The following is a 19227-nucleotide window of genomic DNA, read 5'->3' on the forward strand; positions in this document are numbered from 1 at the left end:
AAGCGAGTTGACACTGGGCCTGCATGACGATGGTGGGCGCAGCATGCCGGGCAATGGTTGTCGCTATAAAAGCAGCAGGCGGCTTGCGCCGCCTGTGTTCAGTTCTTTTGTCGGCTCACCTTGAGCACGTTGGGCATTACGCGGATCTTGCGCATGATATTGGCTAAATGGATCCGGCCTTTAGTGGTGATGAGCAGGCTGACCAGATAGATCCGGCCATCCTTCTCTTCGGTACTGATGGCGTGAATATTGGCGCCGGTGGCGGCAATCACGTTAGCCAGCTCCGCCAGCGCACCCTGATGATTGACGATCTCGACACTGATGCCGCTACGGAACTCCTGTTCCTGATCCTTGTCAATTTCCCACTGCACCGGCAGGTACTTGTCCGGTTCTTTGCTGTAGCCCTTGATGTTGCGGCAAGACTCCTGGTGGATCACCAGCCCCTTGCCCGGACTGATATGGGCAATGATGGCATCTCCCGGGATCGGGCGGCAGCAGTTGGCGAAGGTGACCAGCATGCCGTCGGCACCCTTGATCGGCATCTTTTTGCTGCTGGACTTGGGTTGTTCGTCAGGCGGCAGCTCATCACCCAGCATGCGACGGGCCACCATGACACTCATGGCATTGCCCAGACCCACATCGGCCAGTAACCCCTGCAGGTTCTCGTGCTTGGTGTCGGCCAGCACCTGTTTGATGCGCGGTTCGGAAATATCTTCGATATTTTTGGCGCCGAGCGCATGGTTGAGCAGGCGGCGACCCAGCACTACCGACTCTTCGGTGCGCAGGTTCTTGAGAAACTGGCGGATCTTGGAGCGTGCCTTGGTGGTCACCACGAAGTTGAGCCAGGCTGCATTGGGGCGGGCACCCGGCGCCGTGATGATCTCCACTGTCTGGCCAGAATGCAGCGGACTGCTCAGGGAGTAGGGGTGTCTATCGACCCGTGCACCAACGCAGGCGTGACCGATATCGGTGTGTACCGTATAGGCAAAGTCCACCGCAGTTGCGCCGGTGGGCAGCTCCATGATCCGCCCTTCCGGGGTAAAGACGTAGATTTCATCGGGGAAGAGGTCGGTTTTAACCCCCTCGATAAACTCAAAGGAGCTGCCGGCGCTTTGCTGCAGCTCAAGCAGGCTCTGCATCCAGCGCTGGGCGCGGATCTGGGCGGTGGTGCCGGAGCTATCGCCATCCTGTTTGTAGGTCCAGTGAGCGGCCACACCCTTATCGGCCATCTGATCCATAAATTCGGTGCGGATCTGTACCTCCACCGGCACCCCATGGGGGCCTACCAGCGAGGTATGCAGCGACTGGTAGCCGTTGGTTTTGGGGATGGCGATGTAATCTTTGAAGCGGCCGGGGCGCGGCTTGTAGAGGCTGTGCATCTGCCCCAGCACCCGGTAACAGGTATCTATGTCCTTCACCTTGACCCGAAAGGCGTAGATATCCATTACCTCATGAAATTGCAGCTCTTTTTTCTCCATCTTGTTGTAGATGGAGAACAGGTTTTTCTCGCGACCGCTGACCTGATGCTCGATCACCGCTTCGTGCAGACGACCACTGATTTCGCTCTGGATAGCGTCGATGATTTCGCGACGGTTGCCGCGAGCCCGCCGAACCGATTCGCGCAACACGCGGGATCGCATCGGGTAGAGTGCCTCGAAGCCCAGCTCTTCCAGCTCGTTCTTCATGGTATGAATGCCGAGGCGGTTGGCGATGGGGGCGAAGATTTCGAGGGTTTCCCGGGCTATGCGGCGGCGCTTGTCCGGACGTAACGAACCCAGGGTGCGCATGTTGTGGGTGCGGTCAGCCAGCTTGATCAGGATGACCCGGATATCCTGGGTCATCGCCATCACCATCTTGCGAAAGTTCTCGGCCTGAGCCTCTTTGCGATCGCGAAACTTCAGTTTGTCGAGTTTGGAGACCCCGGCCACCAGCTCGGCAACAGCGCTGCCAAATTGCTCGGCCAGGTCGACCTTGGTCACCGAGGTGTCTTCGATGACATCATGCAGCACGGCGGCTATCAGGGTTTCATGGTCGAGACGCATGTCGCCCAGGATACGGGCTACGGCAACGGGATGGGTGATATAGGGTTCGCCACTGGAGCGCATCTGGCCCTGGTGCGCGTCACGGGCCACCACATAGGCTTGCTTGAGCTTCTCGACCTGCTCTGGTGGCAGGTAGGAACTGGCTATTTCTTTAAGGTTTTCAAATAAATACAAGACAGTCCCCGCAGCGGTAAAACGGCAATTCGTGGAATTGAGGTATAGCCCTGAGTTTGCGAGGTTTTCGAGCGGTTGTAAATGGGGATGAACAGTCGGCACCCGGGCGGGTGCCAACCGGAGAAATTACTTAACCGCGACCTTCGGCGATGGCAGCAACGGCAGCCAGCTCGGCGGCTTCCTGCTCTTGCTGTTCGTAGCGGTCCTGGGTATCCATCACTTGATTGTTTACCAGACCCAGTTCGATCTCACGCAGGGCGATCACAGTCGGCTTGTCGTTCTCTTCGTCGACCAGGGGATCTTTGCCTTGTACCGCGATTTGACGAGCGCGGCGGGCGGCGACCAGCACCAGGTCAAAACGGTTACCTACCTGTTTTACAGCATCTTCTACAGTAACGCGTGCCATGCAGGACTCCAGTGTTTGGGCTTTCTGTATTTAGAAAAGCAGTGTTTAAAAATGACGCAAAAGTTTACTTGTTTTTGGCTTACTCTGCCAGTAGCTGTTGCAGCAAGTTTTTTTGAGCCTGTTGCTGGTTATGCATTTCCAGCCGTTGGCACTCAATAATGGACCCGAGCTGGAACAGCGCTTGCTCGAAGTCTTCATTGATAATGACATAGTCATACTCGTCGTAGTGCACCATTTCGGCAATGGCTTTCGCCATCCGGCCGGCGATCACCTCGCTGCTGTCCTGACCGCGCCCAATCAGGCGGCGCTCCAGCTCTTCACGGCTGGGGGGTAAAATAAAGATGGATTTGGTCGGCATCAGCTCGCGGATCTGGCGGGCACCCTGCCAGTCGATATCGAGGAATACGTCGATCCCTTTGGCCAGACAAGCTTCGATGGCGGCGCGGGAGGTGCCGTAGTAGTTGCCGAACACTTCGGCCCACTCCAGAAAATCACCGCGCTCGATCAGTGCCTTGAACTCTTCCACCTGCACAAAGTGGTAGTGCACCCCGTGCTCTTCGCCCGGGCGAGTGGCGCGAGTGGTATGGGAAACTGACAGCTGCATCTTGCCTGAGGCGTTAGGTTTGGTCAGCAAGGCATTGAGCAGGCTGGATTTACCCGCGCCGCTCGGAGAAGAGATGATATAGAGAGTGCCTTGTTGCGCCATGTTATTACCTTTAATCGAAACCGCTGTTTTGGTTGTAGCAGAGGCCGCCGTCTTGTGCCCGAAAGGGAGACAGCCAAACGCAAAACGCGGAAAATTCTTGAATTAGGGGGATGTAAAGGCGGCGAATTTTACCAGAATACGGCGAATAAAAAAACGGCCGGAATCATATTCCAGCCGATCAAAGTATTCGTAGCTTGCTGCGGGAGCGTAACCCACATCAGCCAGCATTGTGCCTGTGGGGATGGGCGGGGGCCATCAGGTTATCCCTGCCTGATGGCTCGGAATTCCCGAGTTGCCCTGTCAGTGCGGCGAGTGCGGTAGCTGACGATCGGCGCAAAGCCGGTCGAACGCGGCGATTACCTGCTCGTGGGTGATCTTGCTCATGGCTTCCGGGTCTTTGAGGCGGGTACGCCAGCTCAGCTCGGCCAGCGGCTTGCCGGTCTCCTGCTCGACCAGCTGCTGATAGACGCTGACCACGTAGTCGCGACATAGATAGGGGCCGGTGCGAGCCGGATTGTGGTGGGCATAGAGGCCGATCACCGGTGTGCCGACCAGGGTCGCCATGTGGGTGGGGCCGGTATCGGGGGCCAGCACCAGACTCGCCTCACCAATCAGCGCCAGCAGTTGCTTGAGGTTGGTCTGCCCCACCAGATCGGTCGGTTTGCTGTGGCTGAGTTGCTGGATCTCGGCGGCCAGATCCCGCTCCAGTTTGGCTGGCCCGCCACAGAGATAGACCTGAAAGCCCTTGCTGGCGGCGTGATCTGCCAAGGCGGCATAGCCTGCGGCAGTCCAGTTTTTGAACGCCTTGCTGGCGGCGGCGCAGATCAACAGGGTCGGTTTGCCGCCAATCTTCTCCTTTGCCCATGCCAGATGTTCGGCACTGATGGGCAGTTGCCAGTCCGGAGTCAGATCCTTGATGCCAAGCTCTTTGGCGAAGGCGAGGAAACCGTCCAGCACGTGGGGGGAGGCGGGGGATGGCACCTTGTGGTTGGTAAATAGCCACTGACCGTCGTTGGCCCGCTCCTTGTCAAAGCCGAGTTTGATGTTGGCCCGGATGCCGAGGGTGGCAATGCTGGCGCGCATGGCGGCCTGCAGGTGGAGCAGGGCATCAAATTTGCGCCCCTTGAGGGTCTGCCAGAGATCGCGATAGCCGCGCCACCCCTTGCTCTTGTCGAAGGGGATCACCTCGACGCCGGGCAGATCGGCAAACAGGGTTGCCTCGATTTTGCCGGTGATCCAGGTGATGCGGGTTTGTGGCCACTCCCGCTGGATGACGCGCACCAGCGCCAGTGCGTGGCAGCAATCTCCGATGGCGGAGAGCCGCAGGATGCAGATGGAGGAGGGTGGCGTTTGAAATAGCGGCATGTTGTGGCGCACGGCTGGCAAAAAGGGTGGATGGCATTATGCAAACTCCCCTGCGGATTGTAAAATTGCGCGCATGCCAGAGTGGCAGCCTCATCGCGCAAGCGATCAATGACCCACCGAGCGGGATCTTCATAATGCGAATACAGACCGAACACAACCAGATCTGCTGGTATGCCGAAGGGGCCTTTCGCGACCCTTCTCCCCAGTTATTCGATCCTGCCTGGTGGCAGAACAACCGGCAGGTGGTGGGTACCGCCATTGGTCGGGGGGTGACCTGGTTCGTCAAGGATGAGTCCCGCCATCTGGTGCTGCGCCACTACTATCGCGGCGGCATGGTGGGCAAGGTGGTGCGGGATCGCTTCTGGTTCGAAGGGGTTGAGTCGAGCCGCGCCATGGCCGAATACACCCTGCTGGCCAGGTTGTGCGAACTGGGGCTGCCAGTGCCGCGTCCGTTTGGTGCCCGCATGGTCAAACAGGGCCCCTTCTATCGGGCCGATATCCTGATCGAGCGGATTCGCGGTGCCAAGGATATGGTGGCCCTGCTCAAACAGGGGCCTGTGGTGGCCGAGGTATGGCACAAGATTGGCCAGACGGTGCGCCAGTTGCACGATGCCGGGGTCTATCATGCCGATCTTAACAGCCACAACCTGCTGCTCGATAAAGAGAACAAGGTGTGGGTCATCGACTTTGATAAAGGAGCCATCCGCTCCCCCGGCGAGTGGCAGAAGGCCAATCTGGAACGGTTGCAGCGCTCCTTTAATAAAGAGGCCCAATTGCATACCAGCTTCCACTTCGTTCCGGATAACTGGCAGACCCTGATGAACGGGTATCACACAAAAGCGATCTGACCCTGTTGCTCGGCGTGAGAGCCAATGTTACTTATTGAGCAGGTATTCAGATCCTGTTTCGAGGCGCCCCATGGAAATGCTCAAGACACCTCAAGTCGATGTGACTGCCCGGCTTGATCCGGGTCTGCTCGCTGATGCGATGGCGCTGCTGGAGGCGGGGATCTGGACCTGGTCCGCACCACAGGGGTTGCACCGTGATCCCTCTTGCTTGAGGTTGTTGGGGCTAGGGGAGCATTGGCCTGACGAGCTTGGTTGGCTGGATCGCGTGCATCCCGACGATCTTTCCCGGCTGGAAGACTCCCTGCTCGCCTGCCAGAACGGCAGCAGCAGTGGCCTGCGCCTCGAATACCGTATTCTCCATCATCATGGCCACTATATCCGGCTGGAAGAGCGGATCCGCCGTGACGAGTGGGGCCATCTGCTAGGGGTGGTCCGTCATCTCGAGCCTGCGGTGGTGCTGGTGGAAGAGCGGCACGGCACCGATCCGCTGACCGGTCTGGAGAGTCGTGGCCGCTTCGAGCAACTATTGGAGGATCGGCTGGCAACCGAGAGTGGCAGTTTCAGCCTGCTGCAGTTCTCCATCGACCACATGGCCAAAATCCAGTTGCTGTTTGGCGAGGCAACCTGCGATGCCATGATCGCCAAGCTGGCGCGCATTGTGCGCCATGAACTACGGCGAGAAGATCCCTTCGCCCGCTGGGATGAGGGCGGTTTTATCCTGATGCTCTCCCAGACCGAGCGGATGAGCGGACTGGAGATCGCCGAACGGCTACGCCTCGAAATTGCCGACGCCAGCCTGCTGACCCAGCGGCCGGTTACCGTCAGCATCGGGCTGGTGCAGAGCCAGCCCGGTGAGCAGCTCGACCACCTGTTGGCTCGACTGGCCACCTGTCACGGTCAGGCCAGGCGGGAGCGCAACGCCGTGGTCGGCTGACTGCGGGTCAGTGCTGGTTGACCTTGTGGCGCTGGCAGACCCAAAGGGAGGCCAGCATCAGCAGGCCGCCAATAGCCAGCCGGGTCAGATCGGTATCCTTACCCCAGAGCAGCAGATTGACCAGCAAGCCGGCCGGAATGAGCGCATTGTTCATGATGGCCAGCACCCCGCTGCTGACCAGCGTTGCCCCCTTGTTCCACAGGAAGTAGCCGAGGCCGGAGGCTCCCACCCCCAGCCACAGTAGAATGCCCCACTGCAGTCCGGAGGTCGGGTATTGCGGCTTGCCCAGCAGCCACCAGGCGGGCAGGGCCACCACCAGCGCCCCCAGATAGAAGCAGCCAAACACCGCCAGTTGCGGCGGTTGCTCCGCCTCTCGTGCCAGCAGCACCTTGTAGCCCACTTGGCCCATGGCGAAACAGAGGTTGGCACCCTGCACCACCAGAAATCCCAGCACATAGCTTTCGGTCAGGCCGTCGAAGCGGATAACGGCAGCCCCGAGTACCGCCAGCAGGGCGCCCCACAGATAGGTGGGTTTGAAGCGCCCTTCCAGCAGATCGTGGAGCAGGGTGACGTAGATGGGGGTGAAGATGGTAAAGACCAGCACTTCCGGCACCGTCAGCAGCAGGAAGGAGTGGTAATAGAAGAGATACATGATGCCGAGCTGGATGGCGCCGAGGGCCATCAGCTTGGCCACCAGATCGGGGCGTAGCCAGCGGCGGCGCAAGAAGGGGAGAAACACCAGACTGGCGAGAGCGATGCGGGTCAGCACCGAAAAGTAGGCATCCACCTGGCCAGCGAGGTAGACCCCGATCAGGCTGAAGGAGAATGACCAGAGCAGGGTGACCCCTATCAAGTAGTTCATGTGTTTGATTTGTCGTCAGTTGTCAATTTTAAGGGGGGCTATGATGGCCGAGATGGAGGCGGCAATCCAGCGTTTATGGGGGCGATTGCCACAGGTCGGAGCATTTGCCTTTACCGCCAGCAATGGCGAGGGGTCGGCGACCGACTGGAATGGTCGCGGTGAGGGAACTGTGCTGGTGACCGATCACCTTGGCGGTTGGCTGTTTAGCGAGCAGGGCCGCTACACCACGCCCCACGGAAGGGGGCTCGCCATGCACAATCGCTTCTGGTGGCAACGCCGTGGGCGGGGGATCCGCCTCGCTCATCTGCGTTATGAGCAGCCGGTGGAGCTGTTCGAGCTGCTGCCACAAGGGGATGGCCGCTGGCTGACCGCCGAGCCCCATCTGTGCGGGGCGGATCACTACAGCGCTGAGCTGACCGAGAGCGACGACGGTTTTCTGCTGAGCTGGCAGATCACCGGGCCGCGCAAGAACGAGCGGCTCAGTTATTGCTATCTGGTCTGACGCTGGCTGGCAGGCATAAAAAAACCGGCGCAGAGCGCCGGTAGCGGGAGACAATCGGAGGTTTTTTAAAAAAGGTCCCCAAACAGGAGCGATACGCTCTCTTCACACACTCAGATATTGCATTCAGGCATGGATGGCATAGCTCAGCATGGCTTGCAGCTTGCTATCGAACAGCCAGGGCAGCAGAACCATCAGCAGCCCCAACATGCCAGCCAGTCGCTGGCGATATTGCCAGCCAGCAATCACGACCAGACCACCGCACAGTGTGGTCAGGATGCCTGACACAGTGAGCTCTCGCGCTGCATGCGGCGCTGCTGCGCCCACTGGTTCATGGCAACCGAGCCAAGGATCAGCGCCAGTGCGACACCGGTAGTGGGATGGATCTGCTCACCGAGGAACATGGCACCCAGCATCACGCCGAACAGCGGCACCAGATAGTTGCTGAAAGAAGCAAAGGTCGGGCCTGCTTTCTGGATCAGCGCCATATAGAGGAAGTAAACCAGACCGGTACAGAGGGTACCCAGCACGGTAATTGCGCTCAGGGCCTGGCTGCTTGGCATGGTCAGCTGGCTCAGATCGGTCAGGAAGGGAGCGGCCAGCAGCAGTTGGATGGCAGAGGAGATCAGGATGTTGCGGGCAACGACCACGGGGTGATCTTTGGCGAAGCGCTTGATCATCAGCAGGCCGATGGCAAAGCAGCTGGCGCCGAACAGGATGGCAATGGCACCGAGCAGACCGGCGTTCATACCTTGGGAGAGCTTCGGCCAGAACAGGATGAGCACGCCAGCAAAACCGATGATCACCGAGAGCAGGCCGCTTTTGGTAATTCTTTCACCAGAAATAAACAGGGGGGCAGCCAGAATGGTCACAAACGGGATACAACCCATGACCACGGCGGCGATGGCGCTGTCTACGTATTGTTGGCCCCAGGCGACCATGATGAAGGGGATGGTGGCATCCAGCAGGGCGATCAGCATGTAAGTGCGCCACGGGGTGTGCTCACTCTTGAGACGCATGAACAGGCAGAGCAGCCCCAGGGTCAGGCTACCGCACAAGGCACGACCGGCAGCCACCATGATGGGGGGCAGTTCGGCAACGGCCTGATGCATGAAAATGAACTGGGAACCCCACAGCAGGCCAATGGCCAGCAATAACAGATAGCTACGCATGTTAATCTCCGATGTATTGAGCTGTGCATTCTAGGGAATCTGCTAGTATGGCGAAAATGAATTGTTGGCATCCTACTATGGTGAATATCGATGGATAGCTCACTCGCCCGCCTCGACCTCAATCTGCTCGCCGTATTCGACATGCTGATGCAGGAGCGTAACGTCACTCGTGCTGCCGATCGGCTACATCTGTCCCAATCCACCGTCAGCCACGCGCTGGGGCGGTTGCGAGTAGCTCTGGATGATCCGCTGTTTGTGATGAGCCGGCGCGAGATGATGCCGACCGAGCGGGCCAAGGCGTTGGCCGGGCCGGTACGGCAGGCATTGGCGATGCTGGAGCAGGGGCTGCGACAGGCCAAGGGGTTTGATCCCGCCACCGCGCGGCGGATTTTTCGCATCGCCACCCCGGGCTCGGTGGAGCATGGGGTGGTGCCGGTGCTGGTGGATTGGCTCCATCGACTTGCGCCCCACTGCCGGTTGGAGGTGTGTGACTTGGCCGACAGCGACTATGAGCGGGAGCTGGAGAAGGGGGAGCTGGATCTGGTGATTGGTTTCGCCGGTGCCAACCACCTTTCGCCCCGCTTGTGGCGGGAGGATTGGTTCAACAATCCGCTGGTCTGCCTGTCTCCGCTCGGTAGCGAGCTGCCCGATGTGCTGGGGCCTGCCGAGCTGGTCAGCCGCCCCCACATCCACACCTCCAGCTGGGGCCACAGCCAGGCGATGGTCGAGCTCTGGCTGGCCCGCTTCGGGGTGGCGCGGGAGCTGGGGGTCAGGTTACCGAGCTTTATGGCGGTACCGCCACTGATGGCCAGTGGTCGCTATCTGGTGGTGGTGCCCGAGATGATCGGGCGCCTGTTCTGCCGCTACTATCCGCTACGGATGCATCAGCTCGATCCCGCCATCCCGATCATCTACCTGATGGCGGGGCACCCGCTCACCGCCCACGACGAGGCGATCGGCTGGTTCAAGAGCCTGCTGCACCAGCTGGTGTTTGACCTCTACGGTGCCGATGCTTTGGGCTCACCGGCTCAACGCAGTCTGGCGAAGTAGTCCAGCCCCATGGCGCTTTTCACCTCCGCCAACACCTCATCGGTGATGATACGGGCCTGCTCGGTGCCCTGATACAGAAGTTCCAGCAGCTTCTCCTTGTCGGCGATGGCGGCCTGGCGACGCTCCCGCATTGGCGCCAGCAGGGTTTGCAGGCAGTCGTTGAGCACCTGCTTGCAGCGCATGTCGCCCAGTCCGCCGCGCTGGTAGTGGGTCTTCATCTCGGCCACCAGCGCCTTGTCGGGGTGGAAGGCATCCAGATAGGCGAACACCGTATTCCCCTCCACCTGACCCGGATCGCTCACCTTGAGGTGGTTGGGGTCGGTATACATGGCGAACACCGCCTGTTTGACCTCTTCCGCCGACATGCCGAGTTCTATGGTGTTGCCGAGGGATTTGGACATCTTGGCCTTGCCGTCGATGCCGGGCAGGCGGCCGGTGTCGCTCAGGATCGGCTGGCACTCGGTCAGCACCTCTTTGCCCACCAGTGAGTTGAAGCGGCGAACGATCTCGTTGGTCTGCTCCAGCATCGGCAACTGATCTTCCCCAACCGGCACATGGCTGGCGCGAAAGGCGGTGATGTCGGCGGCCTGACTGACCGGATAGACCAGAAAACCGGCCGGTAGCGTGCGCTCGAACCCTTTCTGCTGGATCTCCGCCTTGACCGTGGGGTTGCGCTCCAGCCGGGCGACGCTGACCAGATTGAGGTAGTAACAGGTGAGTTCGCTGAGGGCGGGTAGGGCGCTCTGCAGGCAGAAGGTGGTTTTGGCCGGGTCGAGGCCGACCGCCAGATAGTCGGCCATCACCTCCAGCACGTTGTCGGTCACCTTGGCCGGATTGTGGCCGTTGTCGGTCAGCGCCTGCAGGTCGGCGATCATCACGAATTGACGGTAGTGGTGCTGGGCTTCGACGCGCTGGCGCAGGGAACCGACATAGTGGCCGATGTGCAGTTTGCCGGTGGGACGATCGCCAGTCAGGATAACGGGGTTGTGCATGTCACTCTCTCCAGTTGGGTGAGCCGGGAGGCGACAAAGGGATAAAAACAGTTGACCGCCTCTCGGCGGTCACGGTGTTTTCTTTGGGAAATCTTGAATAGAAACGCGGTGCCGCCTGTTTAGGAGCAGCACCACCAGTAGTTGTGATTGAATGCGGTCATATTCATAGCAAATCAAACTACGCCGGTTTCATTACTTCTGCAAGGGGACGACCAGCAGATCGCACGGCACCGTATTCATCAGCTGACGGGCACTGGAGGTGAGCAGGCTCCAGAAGCTCTGGCGATGGCCGCACACCAGCAGGTCGATTTCATACTCCTTGACCGCTTGATTGACCCGCTCGCTCAGATCGCCACAGATCACCAGCTTCTTCTCGATGGGATAGTCCACCGAGGCCAGAAATGCCTCCAGCTTCTCTTTCGCTTCAGCGATCACCTGATCCTGCACGTTGTCGATGTCGATATCGATCATCTCGGTGTAGAGATCCTTGAGGTCTACATCGACATGGATAACTGACAGCTTGGCGCCGTTGGAGCGAGCTCTGTCCACCGCCTTGTCGATCACCTTGCGGTTATCTTCAGAGAGGTCGATCGCAGCCAGAATATGCTTGTAATAGGTTGTTCCACTCATGGGGTATCTCCTTACCGATCCTTCAGCCCACTATACCCATCTCTGCTGAAACTAAAATGGTGTATCAGGCACAGTTTTGGGATTTAAATGAGTTTAATTTCGTGTGCCACAGGGTGAGCCACTCAGTTATTGACCATTGTTTGCCTATAAATTAAACAAGAGTTTGAAGCAGGTCACACCCCCTGGCTTGCCGATCAGGGGGGAGAGGCATAGGATGGGCCCGTGCTTCGCAATGAACACAAAACAACAAAAAGCATCTGAATACCGCTTTGGGGAGCCACGTGCTCCCTTTTGTTTTTCGGCCTCATTTATTGCCGCTTTTCTGACTGATGCGATCCGGCATCAAGTTAATCTCCCGCGATTTGGTTATGCTGTAGCCAGTTTCTTTGGCGGCTTTCCCATGATCATTCACCCGCAGAGTCAGGTGTGGTGTGGGTTTGCCCGCAACGGTCGTTCCTCATATCGCCTTGATGCCCTGGAGATTCATTCATGATTATTCACCCACAGATCAAGGGCTGTGTTGCCCGCAACTGTCACCCCATCGGCTGCCGCGCCGCCGTGCAGCAGCAGATCGAACGGATCAAGGCGGCTGGCCCGTTCAACGGGCCCAAGCGGGTGCTGGTGCTGGGTGCCTCCTCCGGTTTCGGGTTGGCGTCGCGCATCGCACTCGCCTTCGGCGCGCAGGCCGACACCATAGGTATCTCGTTCGAGCGCGGCCCCTCCGACAAGGGGCAGGGCAGCGCCGGTTGGTACAACAACATCTGGTTTCGGCAGGCGGCGGAGCAAGAGGGGCGTATCGCCATCAACCTGATCGGTGATGCCTTCTCCGATGGCATGCGCCAGCAGGCCATCGACACCATCCGCCAGCAGCTGGGGCAGGTGGATCTGGTGATCTACTCGCTGGCGAGCGGCATTCGGGTGCTGCCCGACGGCACGCAAGTGCGCTCGGTGCTCAAGACCACCGGTCAGCCGTTCAGCGGCTGGGGGCTGGATCTGGAGCAGGATACCCTGGTGCAGCAGTCGCTGGCCCCCGCCACCCCGGAGGAGATCCGCGACACCGTAACCGTGATGGGTGGCGAGGATTGGCAGCTCTGGATGCAGGCGTTGCAGCAGGCCGATTGTCTGGCCGCTGGCGTCCAGACCGTGGCCTACTCCTATATCGGCCCCGAATCCACCTATCCCCTCTATCGGGATGGCACCATCGGTTATGCCAAAGAACACCTGCATGCCACCGCCGAGACCATCAACCTGCAACTGGCGGAAGTAGGCGGTCACGCCTGGGTATCGGTCTGCAAGGCGTTGGTGACCAAGGCGAGCGCCTATATTCCGGTGCTGCCAGTCTATCTGGGCCTGCTGATGGGGGTGATGAAGGAGCGCGGCGTCCATGAGGGTTGTATCGAGCAGATGCAGCGACTGTTTGCCGCCAAGATGTATGGCCCGCAAGGAGTAGTAGCCGATGGTAACCGGCTGATCCGGATGGATGACCACGAGCTGGACCCGGCCATTCAGGCCGCCGTTTCGGCCCTCTGGCCCAAGGTTACGCCGGAGAATTTCCACGCTCTGGGGGATTTTGCCGGATTGCGGCAGGATTTCATGCAGCTCAACGGCTTCGAGCTGCCGGGTGTCGATTACGCTGCGCCGGTGGATGTCGTCTCCCTTGGCGAGCTGACCCCCTGAGCTGAAAGAAACGGGATCTCCCTCTCGTTGATGGGTTGATTCGAAGCCGGAGTGTGGCGACAATCGATACCACATCACTGAGGAGAAACAAGATGCTGGCCCAAGCCATGATCGAAAAGTTGAACGAGCAGATTAACCTGGAGTTCTACTCCTCCAATCTCTATCTGCAGATGAGTGCCTGGTGTGAAGACAAGGGCTTTGAAGGGGCAGCGACCTTCCTGCGCCAGCACGCGGTCGAGGAGCGCCAGCACATGGAGCGTCTGTTCACCTACGTGAGCGAGACCGGTGCCATGCCAAAACTGGGTGCCATCGATGCCCCTCCCCACGAGTTCAAGTCGCTGGGCGACGTGTTCCGTACCACCCTGGAACACGAGTACCACATCACCAAGTGCATCAATGGTCTGGCTCACGTAGCCTTCACCACTCAGGACTACTCCACTTTCAACTTCCTGCAGTGGTATGTGGCCGAGCAGCATGAAGAGGAGAAGTTGTTCAAGAGCATCGTCGACCGTCTGGGTCTGGTGGGTGAAGATGGCAAAGGCCTCTACTTCATCGACAAGGAGCTGGCCGAACTGGCCAAGGGCGCCCCTGCCAGCATCATGGACAACAACGCCTGATAGTCGTGGACACTTAGTGTTCAGCCAGTACAATAACGGCCCTTTTAAGGGCCGTTATTTATTCTGGTGGGCAGCCACTATGGTTGTGTTCCGCCAGAGGCAATCACGGTTCTGGCCAGGTGCCGTTTCTATTTTGATAAGTGAGTGATGATGAAGCAGGTCGATGTGGTGGTGATCGGGGCCGGTGCGGCCGGATTGATGTGTGCGGCGCAGGCGGGCTACCGTGGCCGCTCCGTGCTGGTGCTCGACAACGCCAAGAAGCCGGGCCGCAAGATCCTCATCAGTGGCGGTGGCCGCTGCAACTTCACCAACCATCAGGCTGGCGCTCACGCCTACCTGTCGGAGAATCCCCACTTCAGCAAGTCGGCGCTGGCCCGCTACACCCAGCAGGACTTTATCGATCTGGTGGATCGCCACGGGGTCAACTATCACGAGCGCACTTTGGGGCAGCTGTTCTGTCTCGAGAGCGCCAAGGATATCGTCGATGTGCTGCTCACCGAGTGTGACTGGGCCGGGGTGACCCTGCAGTTCCAGACCGAGATCCTCACCGTCAGCAAGCAGGACGAAGGCTTTGTGCTGACCACCAGCAAGGGTGAGATCGGCTGCCACTCGCTGGTGGTGGCGACCGGCGGTCTCTCCATGCCCAAGCTGGGTGCTACCCCTTATGGCTTCAAGCTGGCGGAGCAGTTCGGTCTCAAGGTGCTGCCGACCCGCGCCGGACTGGTGCCCTTTACCCTCCATCAGGCCGAGAAAGAGGCGTTCGCTGATCTGGCTGGCATCAGCCTGCCGGTAGCGGTGACCGCCGAGGATGGCACCCGCTTCAAGGAGGCGATGCTGTTCACCCATCGCGGCCTCTCCGGCCCCGTCATCCTGCAGATCTCCTCCTACTGGCATGCGGGTGAGAAGATCCACATCAACCTGCTGCCGGAGCTGGATATTCCGGCTGCCCTGCGCGAATGGGCGCAGGCGCACCCGGCGCAGGAGCTGAAAACCGTGCTGGGGCGCGAGCTGCCCAAGCGCTTCGTCGACAAACTGGTGGAGCTGGGTCAGCTGGTCAGCAAGCCGATGCGCCAGTACAACGAGCGTGAACTGGAAGCAGTGGCCAACCTGCTGGGTGACTGGCAGATCCTGCCCAACGGTACCGAGGGGTATCGCACCGCTGAAGTGACCCTGGGCGGCGTCGATACCAACGAGCTCTCCTCCAAGACCATGGAGGCGCGCAAGGTGCCCGGCCTCTACTTCATCGGCGAAGTGGTGGATGTGACCGGCTGGCTCGGTGGCTACAACTTCCAGTGGGCCTGGTCCTCCGGCTGGGTGGCTGGTCAGTACTGTTGATGTCACAGGGGCTGGTTTATCCGGCCCCGATTTATTGGTCAGGGTTATGGTGATCGGTCGGGTTGCCGCAAGGGGGCGCAGATGCTTGAGAATCAGATGATGTTGTTGGCGGTGTTCGAACGGGCGGCGCTGATGCTGATGACCCTCTTCTTCCTGACCCGCACCCGGCCGTTCCAGCGGCTGTTCCAGAAGCGGGATCACACCCCGGCGGAGCTGGTGCTGGTGGCCTCCATCTTCGGCCTGTTTGCGGTGTTCAGTACCTACACCGGCATTCCGGTGGAGGGGGCGCTGATCAACGTGCGGATCATTGCCATTATCTCCGGTGGCATCCTGTTCGGTCCCTGGGTCGGCATTCCGGCCGGGGTCATCTCCGGTCTGCACCGCTATCTCATCGACATGGATGGTCACACCTCCATCCCTTGCCTTATCGCCAGTATTATCGCCGGTCTGCTCGCCACCTGGCTGCACCTGCGCTGTCGCAAGTCGCGGCTCTGGCTCTACGGCATTCTGGCGGGAATGCTCTGTGAAGGGCTCACCATGCTGCTGATCTGGCTGCTGACCGAGCCCCACGAAGTCGGGGTGGAGATCGTTAACCACATCGCCTATCCGATGATCGCCGGGGCGCTCTGCATCGGCCTTATCATCAAGCTGGTGCAGGATCTGGATGACGAGAAGGAGCTGATTGCCGCCAAGCAGGCCAAGTTGGCGCTCGATATCGCCAACAAGACGCTGCCTTTCTTCCAGAACATCGATCGCCACTCCCTCAGTCAGGTGTGCGATGTGATTCGGCGCGACATCAGCGCCGATGCGGTGGCCATCACAGATACCCATGACGTGCTGGCTTATGTCGGGGTGGGCAAGGACTATTACGAGCTGGATGAGCACCACGCCATCAGCGGCATGACCCAGCAGGCGGTGCTGCTCGACCAGATCATCATCAACAACGATTTGCGCCAGTATCACCTCTCCGATTTCCACTCGGTCATCATTATTCCGCTGCGGGAAAACGGCTCGGTGAGCGGTACCCTCAAGATCTACTATCGCCGCACCCACAGCATCACCAGCTCGCTGCGAGAGATGGCGGTGGGCCTCTCCCAGCTCATCTCCACCCAGATGGAGGTGTCGCGCATCGAGCAGCTCAAAGAGATGACCCGCAAGGCAGAGTTCACCGCGCTGCAGAGCAAGATCAACCCGCACTTCCTGTTCAATGCCCTCAACGCCATCTCGTCACTGATCCGCATCCGGCCCCAGCAGGCGCGCCAGCTGATCGCCAATCTGGCGGATTATCTGCGCTACAACCTCAACAAGGGGGATGAGTTGATCGACATTCAGGAGGAGCTGCAGCAGGTGCGCGACTACGTGGCCATCGAGCAGGCCCGCTTCGGCGACAAGCTGGAGGTGGTGTTCGAGGTGGACGACGTGCACATTCAGGTGCCGAGCCTGCTGTTGCAGCCGCTGGTGGAAAACGCCATCCTGCACGGCATCCAGCCCCGCAGCGCGCCGGGTCGGGTCACCATCGAGGTGAAACAGCTGGCGGGCGGTATCCGGGTCGCGGTGCGCGATACCGGTTACGGCATCAGTCAGGCGGTGATCGACGGGGTGGCCGCCGGTCGGGTGGAGAGCCGCAGCATCGGCCTGATGAACGTGCATCAGCGGGTCAAGCTGCTCTATGGCGACGGCCTGCACCTCAAGCGGCTGGAGCCGGGTACCGAAGTGAGTTTCTATCTGCCGGATCAGGAGTCGATGCCATGCTGAGTGCCATCATGGTTGAGGATAAGTGTGTGCCGCGAGAGGTGTTGTCATGCTGAAAGCCATTATTGTCGAAGATGAATATCTGGCCCGCGAGGAGCTGATCTATCTGGTTAATCAGCACAGCACCATCGAGATAGTGGCGAGCTTCGAAGATGGGCTGGAGGCGTTCAAATACCTGCAGGATCACGAGGTGGATGTGGTGTTTCTGGATATCCAGATCCCCTCCATCGACGGTCTGCTGCTGGCCAAGAACCTGCACAAGTCGAGCCATCCGCCCCATATCGTCTTCGTCACCGCCTACAAGGAGTTTGCGGTGGAGGCGTTCGAGCTGGAGGCGTTCGACTACATCCTCAAGCCCTACAACGAGCCGCGCATCATCAATCTGCTGCAAAAGCTCGAGCATGCGGGCAAGTCGCAGCCAGCCACCACCGGGGAGGCGAGCGGCGACGTGATCAGCCCGCAGAATCGCACCGTCAATCTGGTGAAGGGGGAGCGCATCATAGTCACCCCCTGCGAGCAGATCTACTACGCCGAAGCGGACGAGAAGCTCACCTATGTCTACACCCGCGATGACCGCTATGTGATGACCATGACCATCAGCGAGTTTGTCAGCCGCCTGCCTGCCGAGGGGTTCTTTCGCTGCCACCGCTCCTACTGCGTCAACATCAACAAGATCCGCGAAATAGTGCCTTGGTTTAACAGCACCTATCTCATCCGGCTCCATGATCTGCCGTTCGAGGTGCCGGTCAGTCGCAGCAACATCAAGGCGTTCCGTCAGCTGATGCGGCTCTGATTGTCATTCATTCCCGCCGATCTGCATTTCATGCCTTAATCGATCTGCGCGAGCTGCGTCTTGCCTATAGTGGCCTCAATTTCCTGAAGGCCATCGACCGAGACGCATCATGACCAAAGAGATGAATCGCACCCGCTACCTGACACTGATCGGTACCATCATCACCCAGTTCGCACTGGGTTCTGTCTACACCTGGAGCCTGTTCAACGCCCAGCTCTCCGACAAGCTGGACGAGCCGGTGAGTCAGGTGGCCTTCGCCTTTGGCCTGCTCAGCCTGTCGCTGGCAGTCGCCTCCTCCATGGCGGGCAAGCTGCAGGAGCGATTCGGGGTGCGCAATGTCACTCTGGGGGCTGGCGTGCTGCTCGGCATCGGCTTCTTCCTCACCGCCCATGCCAGCAATCTGGCGATGCTCTACCTCTGCGCGGGCATTCTGGTCGGTTTTGCTGACGGTACCGGTTACCTGATGACCCTCTCCAACTGCGTGAAGTGGTTCCCGGAGCGCAAGGGGCTGATCTCTGCCTGCTCCATCGGGGCCTATGGCCTCGGCAGTCTCGGTTTCAAATACATCAACCTGCTGCTGCTCTCCAGCGCGGGTCTTGAGACCACCTTCCAGCTGTGGGGGCTGATCGCCATGTCCATGGTGCTGGTGGGCGGCATGTTGATGAAGGATGCGCCCAAGCAGGCTGCCTCTTTGCAACAGAGCGAGAGTCGTGACTTCACTCTGGCCGAGGCGATGCGCAAGCCGCAGTACTGGATGCTGGCGCTAATGTTTCTCACCGCCTGCATGAGCGGCCTCTACGTCATCGGCGTCGCCAAAGACATCGGCGAAAGCATGGTCGGTCTGTCGACTGCGGTGGCGGCCAACGCCGTTGCCATCATCGCCATGGCCAACCTGGGTGGCCGTCTGGTGCTGGGAATCCTCTCCGACAAGATGTCCCGCATTCGGGTCATCACCATCGCCCAGCTGATTACCCTGGCGGGCATGGTGCTGCTGCTGTTCGTGCCGCTCAACGCCAACCTCTTCTTCGTGGCGGTCGCCTGTGTGGCGTTCAGCTTCGGCGGCACCATCACCGTCTACCCCTCGCTGGTGAGTGATTTCTTCGGTCTCAACAACCTGACCAAGAACTACGGCGTCATCTATCTGGGCTTTGGTCTGGGCAGCATCATTGGCTCCATCGTGGCCTCCCTGTTTGGTGGCTTTATGGCGACCTTCAACCTGATCCTGGTGTTGCTGGTGGTGGCGCTGGTGCTCTCCCTCACCATTCGCCTGCCGGCGCCGGTAGCGGTGGAGCGGGCCTGATAAACCTCCCTGCCACAGCAAGCAAAAACGAAGACCCGGGCCATGCCCGGGTCTTTGCATTTCCGATGGTCGA

The 19227-nt window shown here is 59.6% G+C and carries 20 protein-coding genes; 11 read left to right on the forward strand and 9 right to left on the reverse strand.

The window, feature by feature from the left end:
• Window positions 1–98 precede the first annotated feature (98 nt).
• The 4 genes from spoT to BN4575_RS17705 all read right to left on the reverse strand — a co-directional run bounded on the left by spoT (window position 99) and on the right by BN4575_RS17705 (window position 4693).
• Complete coding sequence (gene spoT / locus BN4575_RS17685) at window positions 99–2216, reverse strand: bifunctional GTP diphosphokinase/guanosine-3',5'-bis pyrophosphate 3'-pyrophosphohydrolase (protein WP_042022990.1); 2118 nt, start codon at window positions 2214–2216, stop codon at window positions 99–101.
• A 130-nt stretch (window positions 2217–2346) separates the two neighbouring features.
• Window positions 2347–2622 (reverse strand): DNA-directed RNA polymerase subunit omega, encoded by a 276-nt coding sequence (rpoZ, locus tag BN4575_RS17690; RefSeq protein WP_005307060.1) that lies wholly within the window; start codon window positions 2620–2622, stop codon window positions 2347–2349.
• A gap of 79 nt (window positions 2623–2701) precedes the next feature.
• Window positions 2702–3328, reverse strand: coding sequence for a guanylate kinase (gene gmk / locus BN4575_RS17695; protein WP_068979179.1), 627 nt, complete (start codon window positions 3326–3328; stop codon window positions 2702–2704).
• A 300-nt stretch (window positions 3329–3628) separates the two neighbouring features.
• Window positions 3629–4693: a glycosyltransferase family 9 protein gene (locus BN4575_RS17705; protein ID WP_068979193.1), complete on the reverse strand. Its 1065-nt coding sequence runs from the start codon at window positions 4691–4693 to the stop codon at window positions 3629–3631.
• A gap of 134 nt (window positions 4694–4827) precedes the next feature.
• Here BN4575_RS17705 and BN4575_RS17710 point away from each other — a divergent pair, with 134 nt between their 5' ends.
• Both BN4575_RS17710 and BN4575_RS17715 read left to right on the forward strand, forming a co-directional pair.
• Entirely contained in the window at window positions 4828–5541 is a 714-nt protein-coding gene (locus BN4575_RS17710; protein WP_068979180.1) for a 3-deoxy-D-manno-octulosonic acid kinase, read from the forward strand.
• Between the two features lie 70 nt (window positions 5542–5611).
• Window positions 5612–6475 (forward strand): GGDEF domain-containing protein, encoded by an 864-nt coding sequence (locus BN4575_RS17715; protein WP_068979181.1) that lies wholly within the window; start codon window positions 5612–5614, stop codon window positions 6473–6475.
• Window positions 6476–6482: 7 nt separating this feature from the next.
• Here the strand turns inward: BN4575_RS17715 and BN4575_RS17720 are convergent, their stop codons facing one another.
• A complete protein-coding gene (locus tag BN4575_RS17720; protein WP_068979182.1) occupies window positions 6483–7337 on the reverse strand; it encodes a carboxylate/amino acid/amine transporter in 855 nt (284 codons plus the stop codon).
• A gap of 43 nt (window positions 7338–7380) precedes the next feature.
• Here BN4575_RS17720 and BN4575_RS17725 point away from each other — a divergent pair, with 43 nt between their 5' ends.
• Entirely contained in the window at window positions 7381–7839 is a 459-nt protein-coding gene (locus BN4575_RS17725) for a DUF6314 family protein (protein ID WP_068979194.1), read from the forward strand.
• Between the two features lie 123 nt (window positions 7840–7962).
• Here BN4575_RS17725 and BN4575_RS21890 read toward each other — a convergent pair whose 3' ends face one another.
• Both BN4575_RS21890 and BN4575_RS17730 read right to left on the reverse strand, forming a co-directional pair.
• Window positions 7963–8124 carry a hypothetical protein gene (locus tag BN4575_RS21890; protein ID WP_098971540.1) on the reverse strand — a complete coding sequence of 54 codons (162 nt, stop codon included), beginning with the start codon at window positions 8122–8124 and terminating at the stop codon, window positions 7963–7965.
• Window positions 8109–9008 (reverse strand): DMT family transporter, encoded by a 900-nt coding sequence (locus BN4575_RS17730; protein WP_042022997.1) that lies wholly within the window; start codon window positions 9006–9008, stop codon window positions 8109–8111. Before BN4575_RS17730 ends, BN4575_RS21890 begins: the two co-directional genes overlap by 16 nt.
• A 90-nt stretch (window positions 9009–9098) precedes the next feature.
• On the opposite strand from BN4575_RS17730, the gene BN4575_RS17735 reads away from it, so the two are divergent.
• The gene (locus BN4575_RS17735; RefSeq protein ID WP_042022998.1) at window positions 9099–10058 is read left to right on the forward strand and encodes a LysR family transcriptional regulator; all 960 of its coding nucleotides are present in this window, start codon (window positions 9099–9101) and stop codon (window positions 10056–10058) included.
• Here BN4575_RS17735 and trpS read toward each other — a convergent pair.
• Both trpS and BN4575_RS17745 read right to left on the reverse strand, forming a co-directional pair.
• Window positions 10037–11050: a tryptophan--tRNA ligase gene (gene trpS / locus BN4575_RS17740; protein ID WP_068979183.1), complete on the reverse strand. Its 1014-nt coding sequence runs from the start codon at window positions 11048–11050 to the stop codon at window positions 10037–10039. The genes BN4575_RS17735 and trpS overlap by 22 nt on opposite strands.
• Window positions 11051–11242: 192 nt before the next feature.
• Window positions 11243–11680, reverse strand: a complete 438-nt coding sequence (locus tag BN4575_RS17745; protein WP_005339229.1) for a universal stress protein — start codon at window positions 11678–11680, stop codon at window positions 11243–11245.
• Window positions 11681–11912: 232 nt separating this feature from the next.
• Between BN4575_RS17745 and BN4575_RS21895 the strand changes: the two genes are divergently transcribed.
• From BN4575_RS21895 to BN4575_RS17775, 7 genes are all read left to right on the forward strand, one after another.
• The gene (locus tag BN4575_RS21895; RefSeq protein ID WP_141689857.1) at window positions 11913–12173 is read left to right on the forward strand and encodes a hypothetical protein; all 261 of its coding nucleotides are present in this window, start codon (window positions 11913–11915) and stop codon (window positions 12171–12173) included.
• Entirely contained in the window at window positions 12170–13357 is a 1188-nt protein-coding gene (fabV, locus tag BN4575_RS17750) for an enoyl-ACP reductase FabV (RefSeq protein ID WP_068979184.1), read from the forward strand. Before BN4575_RS21895 ends, fabV begins: the two co-directional genes overlap by 4 nt.
• A 92-nt stretch (window positions 13358–13449) precedes the next feature.
• A complete protein-coding gene (gene ftnA / locus BN4575_RS17755; protein WP_068979185.1) occupies window positions 13450–13974 on the forward strand; it encodes a non-heme ferritin in 525 nt (174 codons plus the stop codon).
• A gap of 150 nt (window positions 13975–14124) precedes the next feature.
• Window positions 14125–15309, forward strand: coding sequence for an NAD(P)/FAD-dependent oxidoreductase (locus BN4575_RS17760; RefSeq protein WP_005355716.1), 1185 nt, complete (start codon window positions 14125–14127; stop codon window positions 15307–15309).
• A gap of 81 nt (window positions 15310–15390) precedes the next feature.
• A complete protein-coding gene (locus BN4575_RS17765) occupies window positions 15391–17064 on the forward strand; it encodes a sensor histidine kinase (RefSeq protein ID WP_005357096.1) in 1674 nt (557 codons plus the stop codon).
• A gap of 46 nt (window positions 17065–17110) precedes the next feature.
• On the forward strand, window positions 17111–17854 hold the full coding sequence (locus BN4575_RS17770; protein WP_005357093.1) for a LytR/AlgR family response regulator transcription factor: 744 nt from the start codon (window positions 17111–17113) through the stop codon (window positions 17852–17854).
• 109 nt (window positions 17855–17963) lie between these two features.
• Window positions 17964–19154 carry an L-lactate MFS transporter gene (locus tag BN4575_RS17775; RefSeq protein WP_005357090.1) on the forward strand — a complete coding sequence of 397 codons (1191 nt, stop codon included), beginning with the start codon at window positions 17964–17966 and terminating at the stop codon, window positions 19152–19154.
• Window positions 19155–19227: the final 73 nt, after the last annotated feature.

The sequence above is a fragment of the Aeromonas sp. EERV15 genome (assembly GCF_900079845.1).
In the GTDB taxonomy this organism is placed as follows: Bacteria; Pseudomonadota; Gammaproteobacteria; order Enterobacterales; family Aeromonadaceae; genus Aeromonas; species Aeromonas sobria.

Bases quoted from the DNA above. Each gene is read 5' to 3' on its own strand.
- rpoZ (WP_005307060.1), bottom strand. From the start codon at position 2,622: ATGGCACGCGTTACTGTAGAAGATGCTGTAAAACAGGTAGGTAACCGT.
- gmk (WP_068979179.1), bottom strand. From the start codon at position 3,328: ATGGCGCAACAAGGCACTCTCTATATCATCTCTTCTCCGAGCGGCGCG.
- BN4575_RS17705 (WP_068979193.1), bottom strand. From the start codon at position 4,693: ATGCCGCTATTTCAAACGCCACCCTCCTCCATCTGCATCCTGCGGCTC.
- BN4575_RS17710 (WP_068979180.1), top strand. From the start codon at position 4,828: ATGCGAATACAGACCGAACACAACCAGATCTGCTGGTATGCCGAAGGG.
- BN4575_RS17715 (WP_068979181.1), top strand. From the start codon at position 5,612: ATGGAAATGCTCAAGACACCTCAAGTCGATGTGACTGCCCGGCTTGAT.
- BN4575_RS17720 (WP_068979182.1), bottom strand. From the start codon at position 7,337: ATGAACTACTTGATAGGGGTCACCCTGCTCTGGTCATTCTCCTTCAGC.
- BN4575_RS17725 (WP_068979194.1), top strand. From the start codon at position 7,381: ATGGCCGAGATGGAGGCGGCAATCCAGCGTTTATGGGGGCGATTGCCA.
- BN4575_RS17730 (WP_042022997.1), bottom strand. From the start codon at position 9,008: ATGCGTAGCTATCTGTTATTGCTGGCCATTGGCCTGCTGTGGGGTTCC.
- BN4575_RS17735 (WP_042022998.1), top strand. From the start codon at position 9,099: ATGGATAGCTCACTCGCCCGCCTCGACCTCAATCTGCTCGCCGTATTC.
- trpS (WP_068979183.1), bottom strand. From the start codon at position 11,050: ATGCACAACCCCGTTATCCTGACTGGCGATCGTCCCACCGGCAAACTG.
- BN4575_RS17745 (WP_005339229.1), bottom strand. From the start codon at position 11,680: ATGAGTGGAACAACCTATTACAAGCATATTCTGGCTGCGATCGACCTC.
- BN4575_RS21895 (WP_141689857.1), top strand. From the start codon at position 11,913: ATGAACACAAAACAACAAAAAGCATCTGAATACCGCTTTGGGGAGCCA.
- fabV (WP_068979184.1), top strand. From the start codon at position 12,170: ATGATTATTCACCCACAGATCAAGGGCTGTGTTGCCCGCAACTGTCAC.
- ftnA (WP_068979185.1), top strand. From the start codon at position 13,450: ATGCTGGCCCAAGCCATGATCGAAAAGTTGAACGAGCAGATTAACCTG.
- BN4575_RS17760 (WP_005355716.1), top strand. From the start codon at position 14,125: ATGAAGCAGGTCGATGTGGTGGTGATCGGGGCCGGTGCGGCCGGATTG.
- BN4575_RS17765 (WP_005357096.1), top strand. From the start codon at position 15,391: ATGCTTGAGAATCAGATGATGTTGTTGGCGGTGTTCGAACGGGCGGCG.
- BN4575_RS17770 (WP_005357093.1), top strand. From the start codon at position 17,111: ATGCTGAAAGCCATTATTGTCGAAGATGAATATCTGGCCCGCGAGGAG.
- BN4575_RS17775 (WP_005357090.1), top strand. From the start codon at position 17,964: ATGACCAAAGAGATGAATCGCACCCGCTACCTGACACTGATCGGTACC.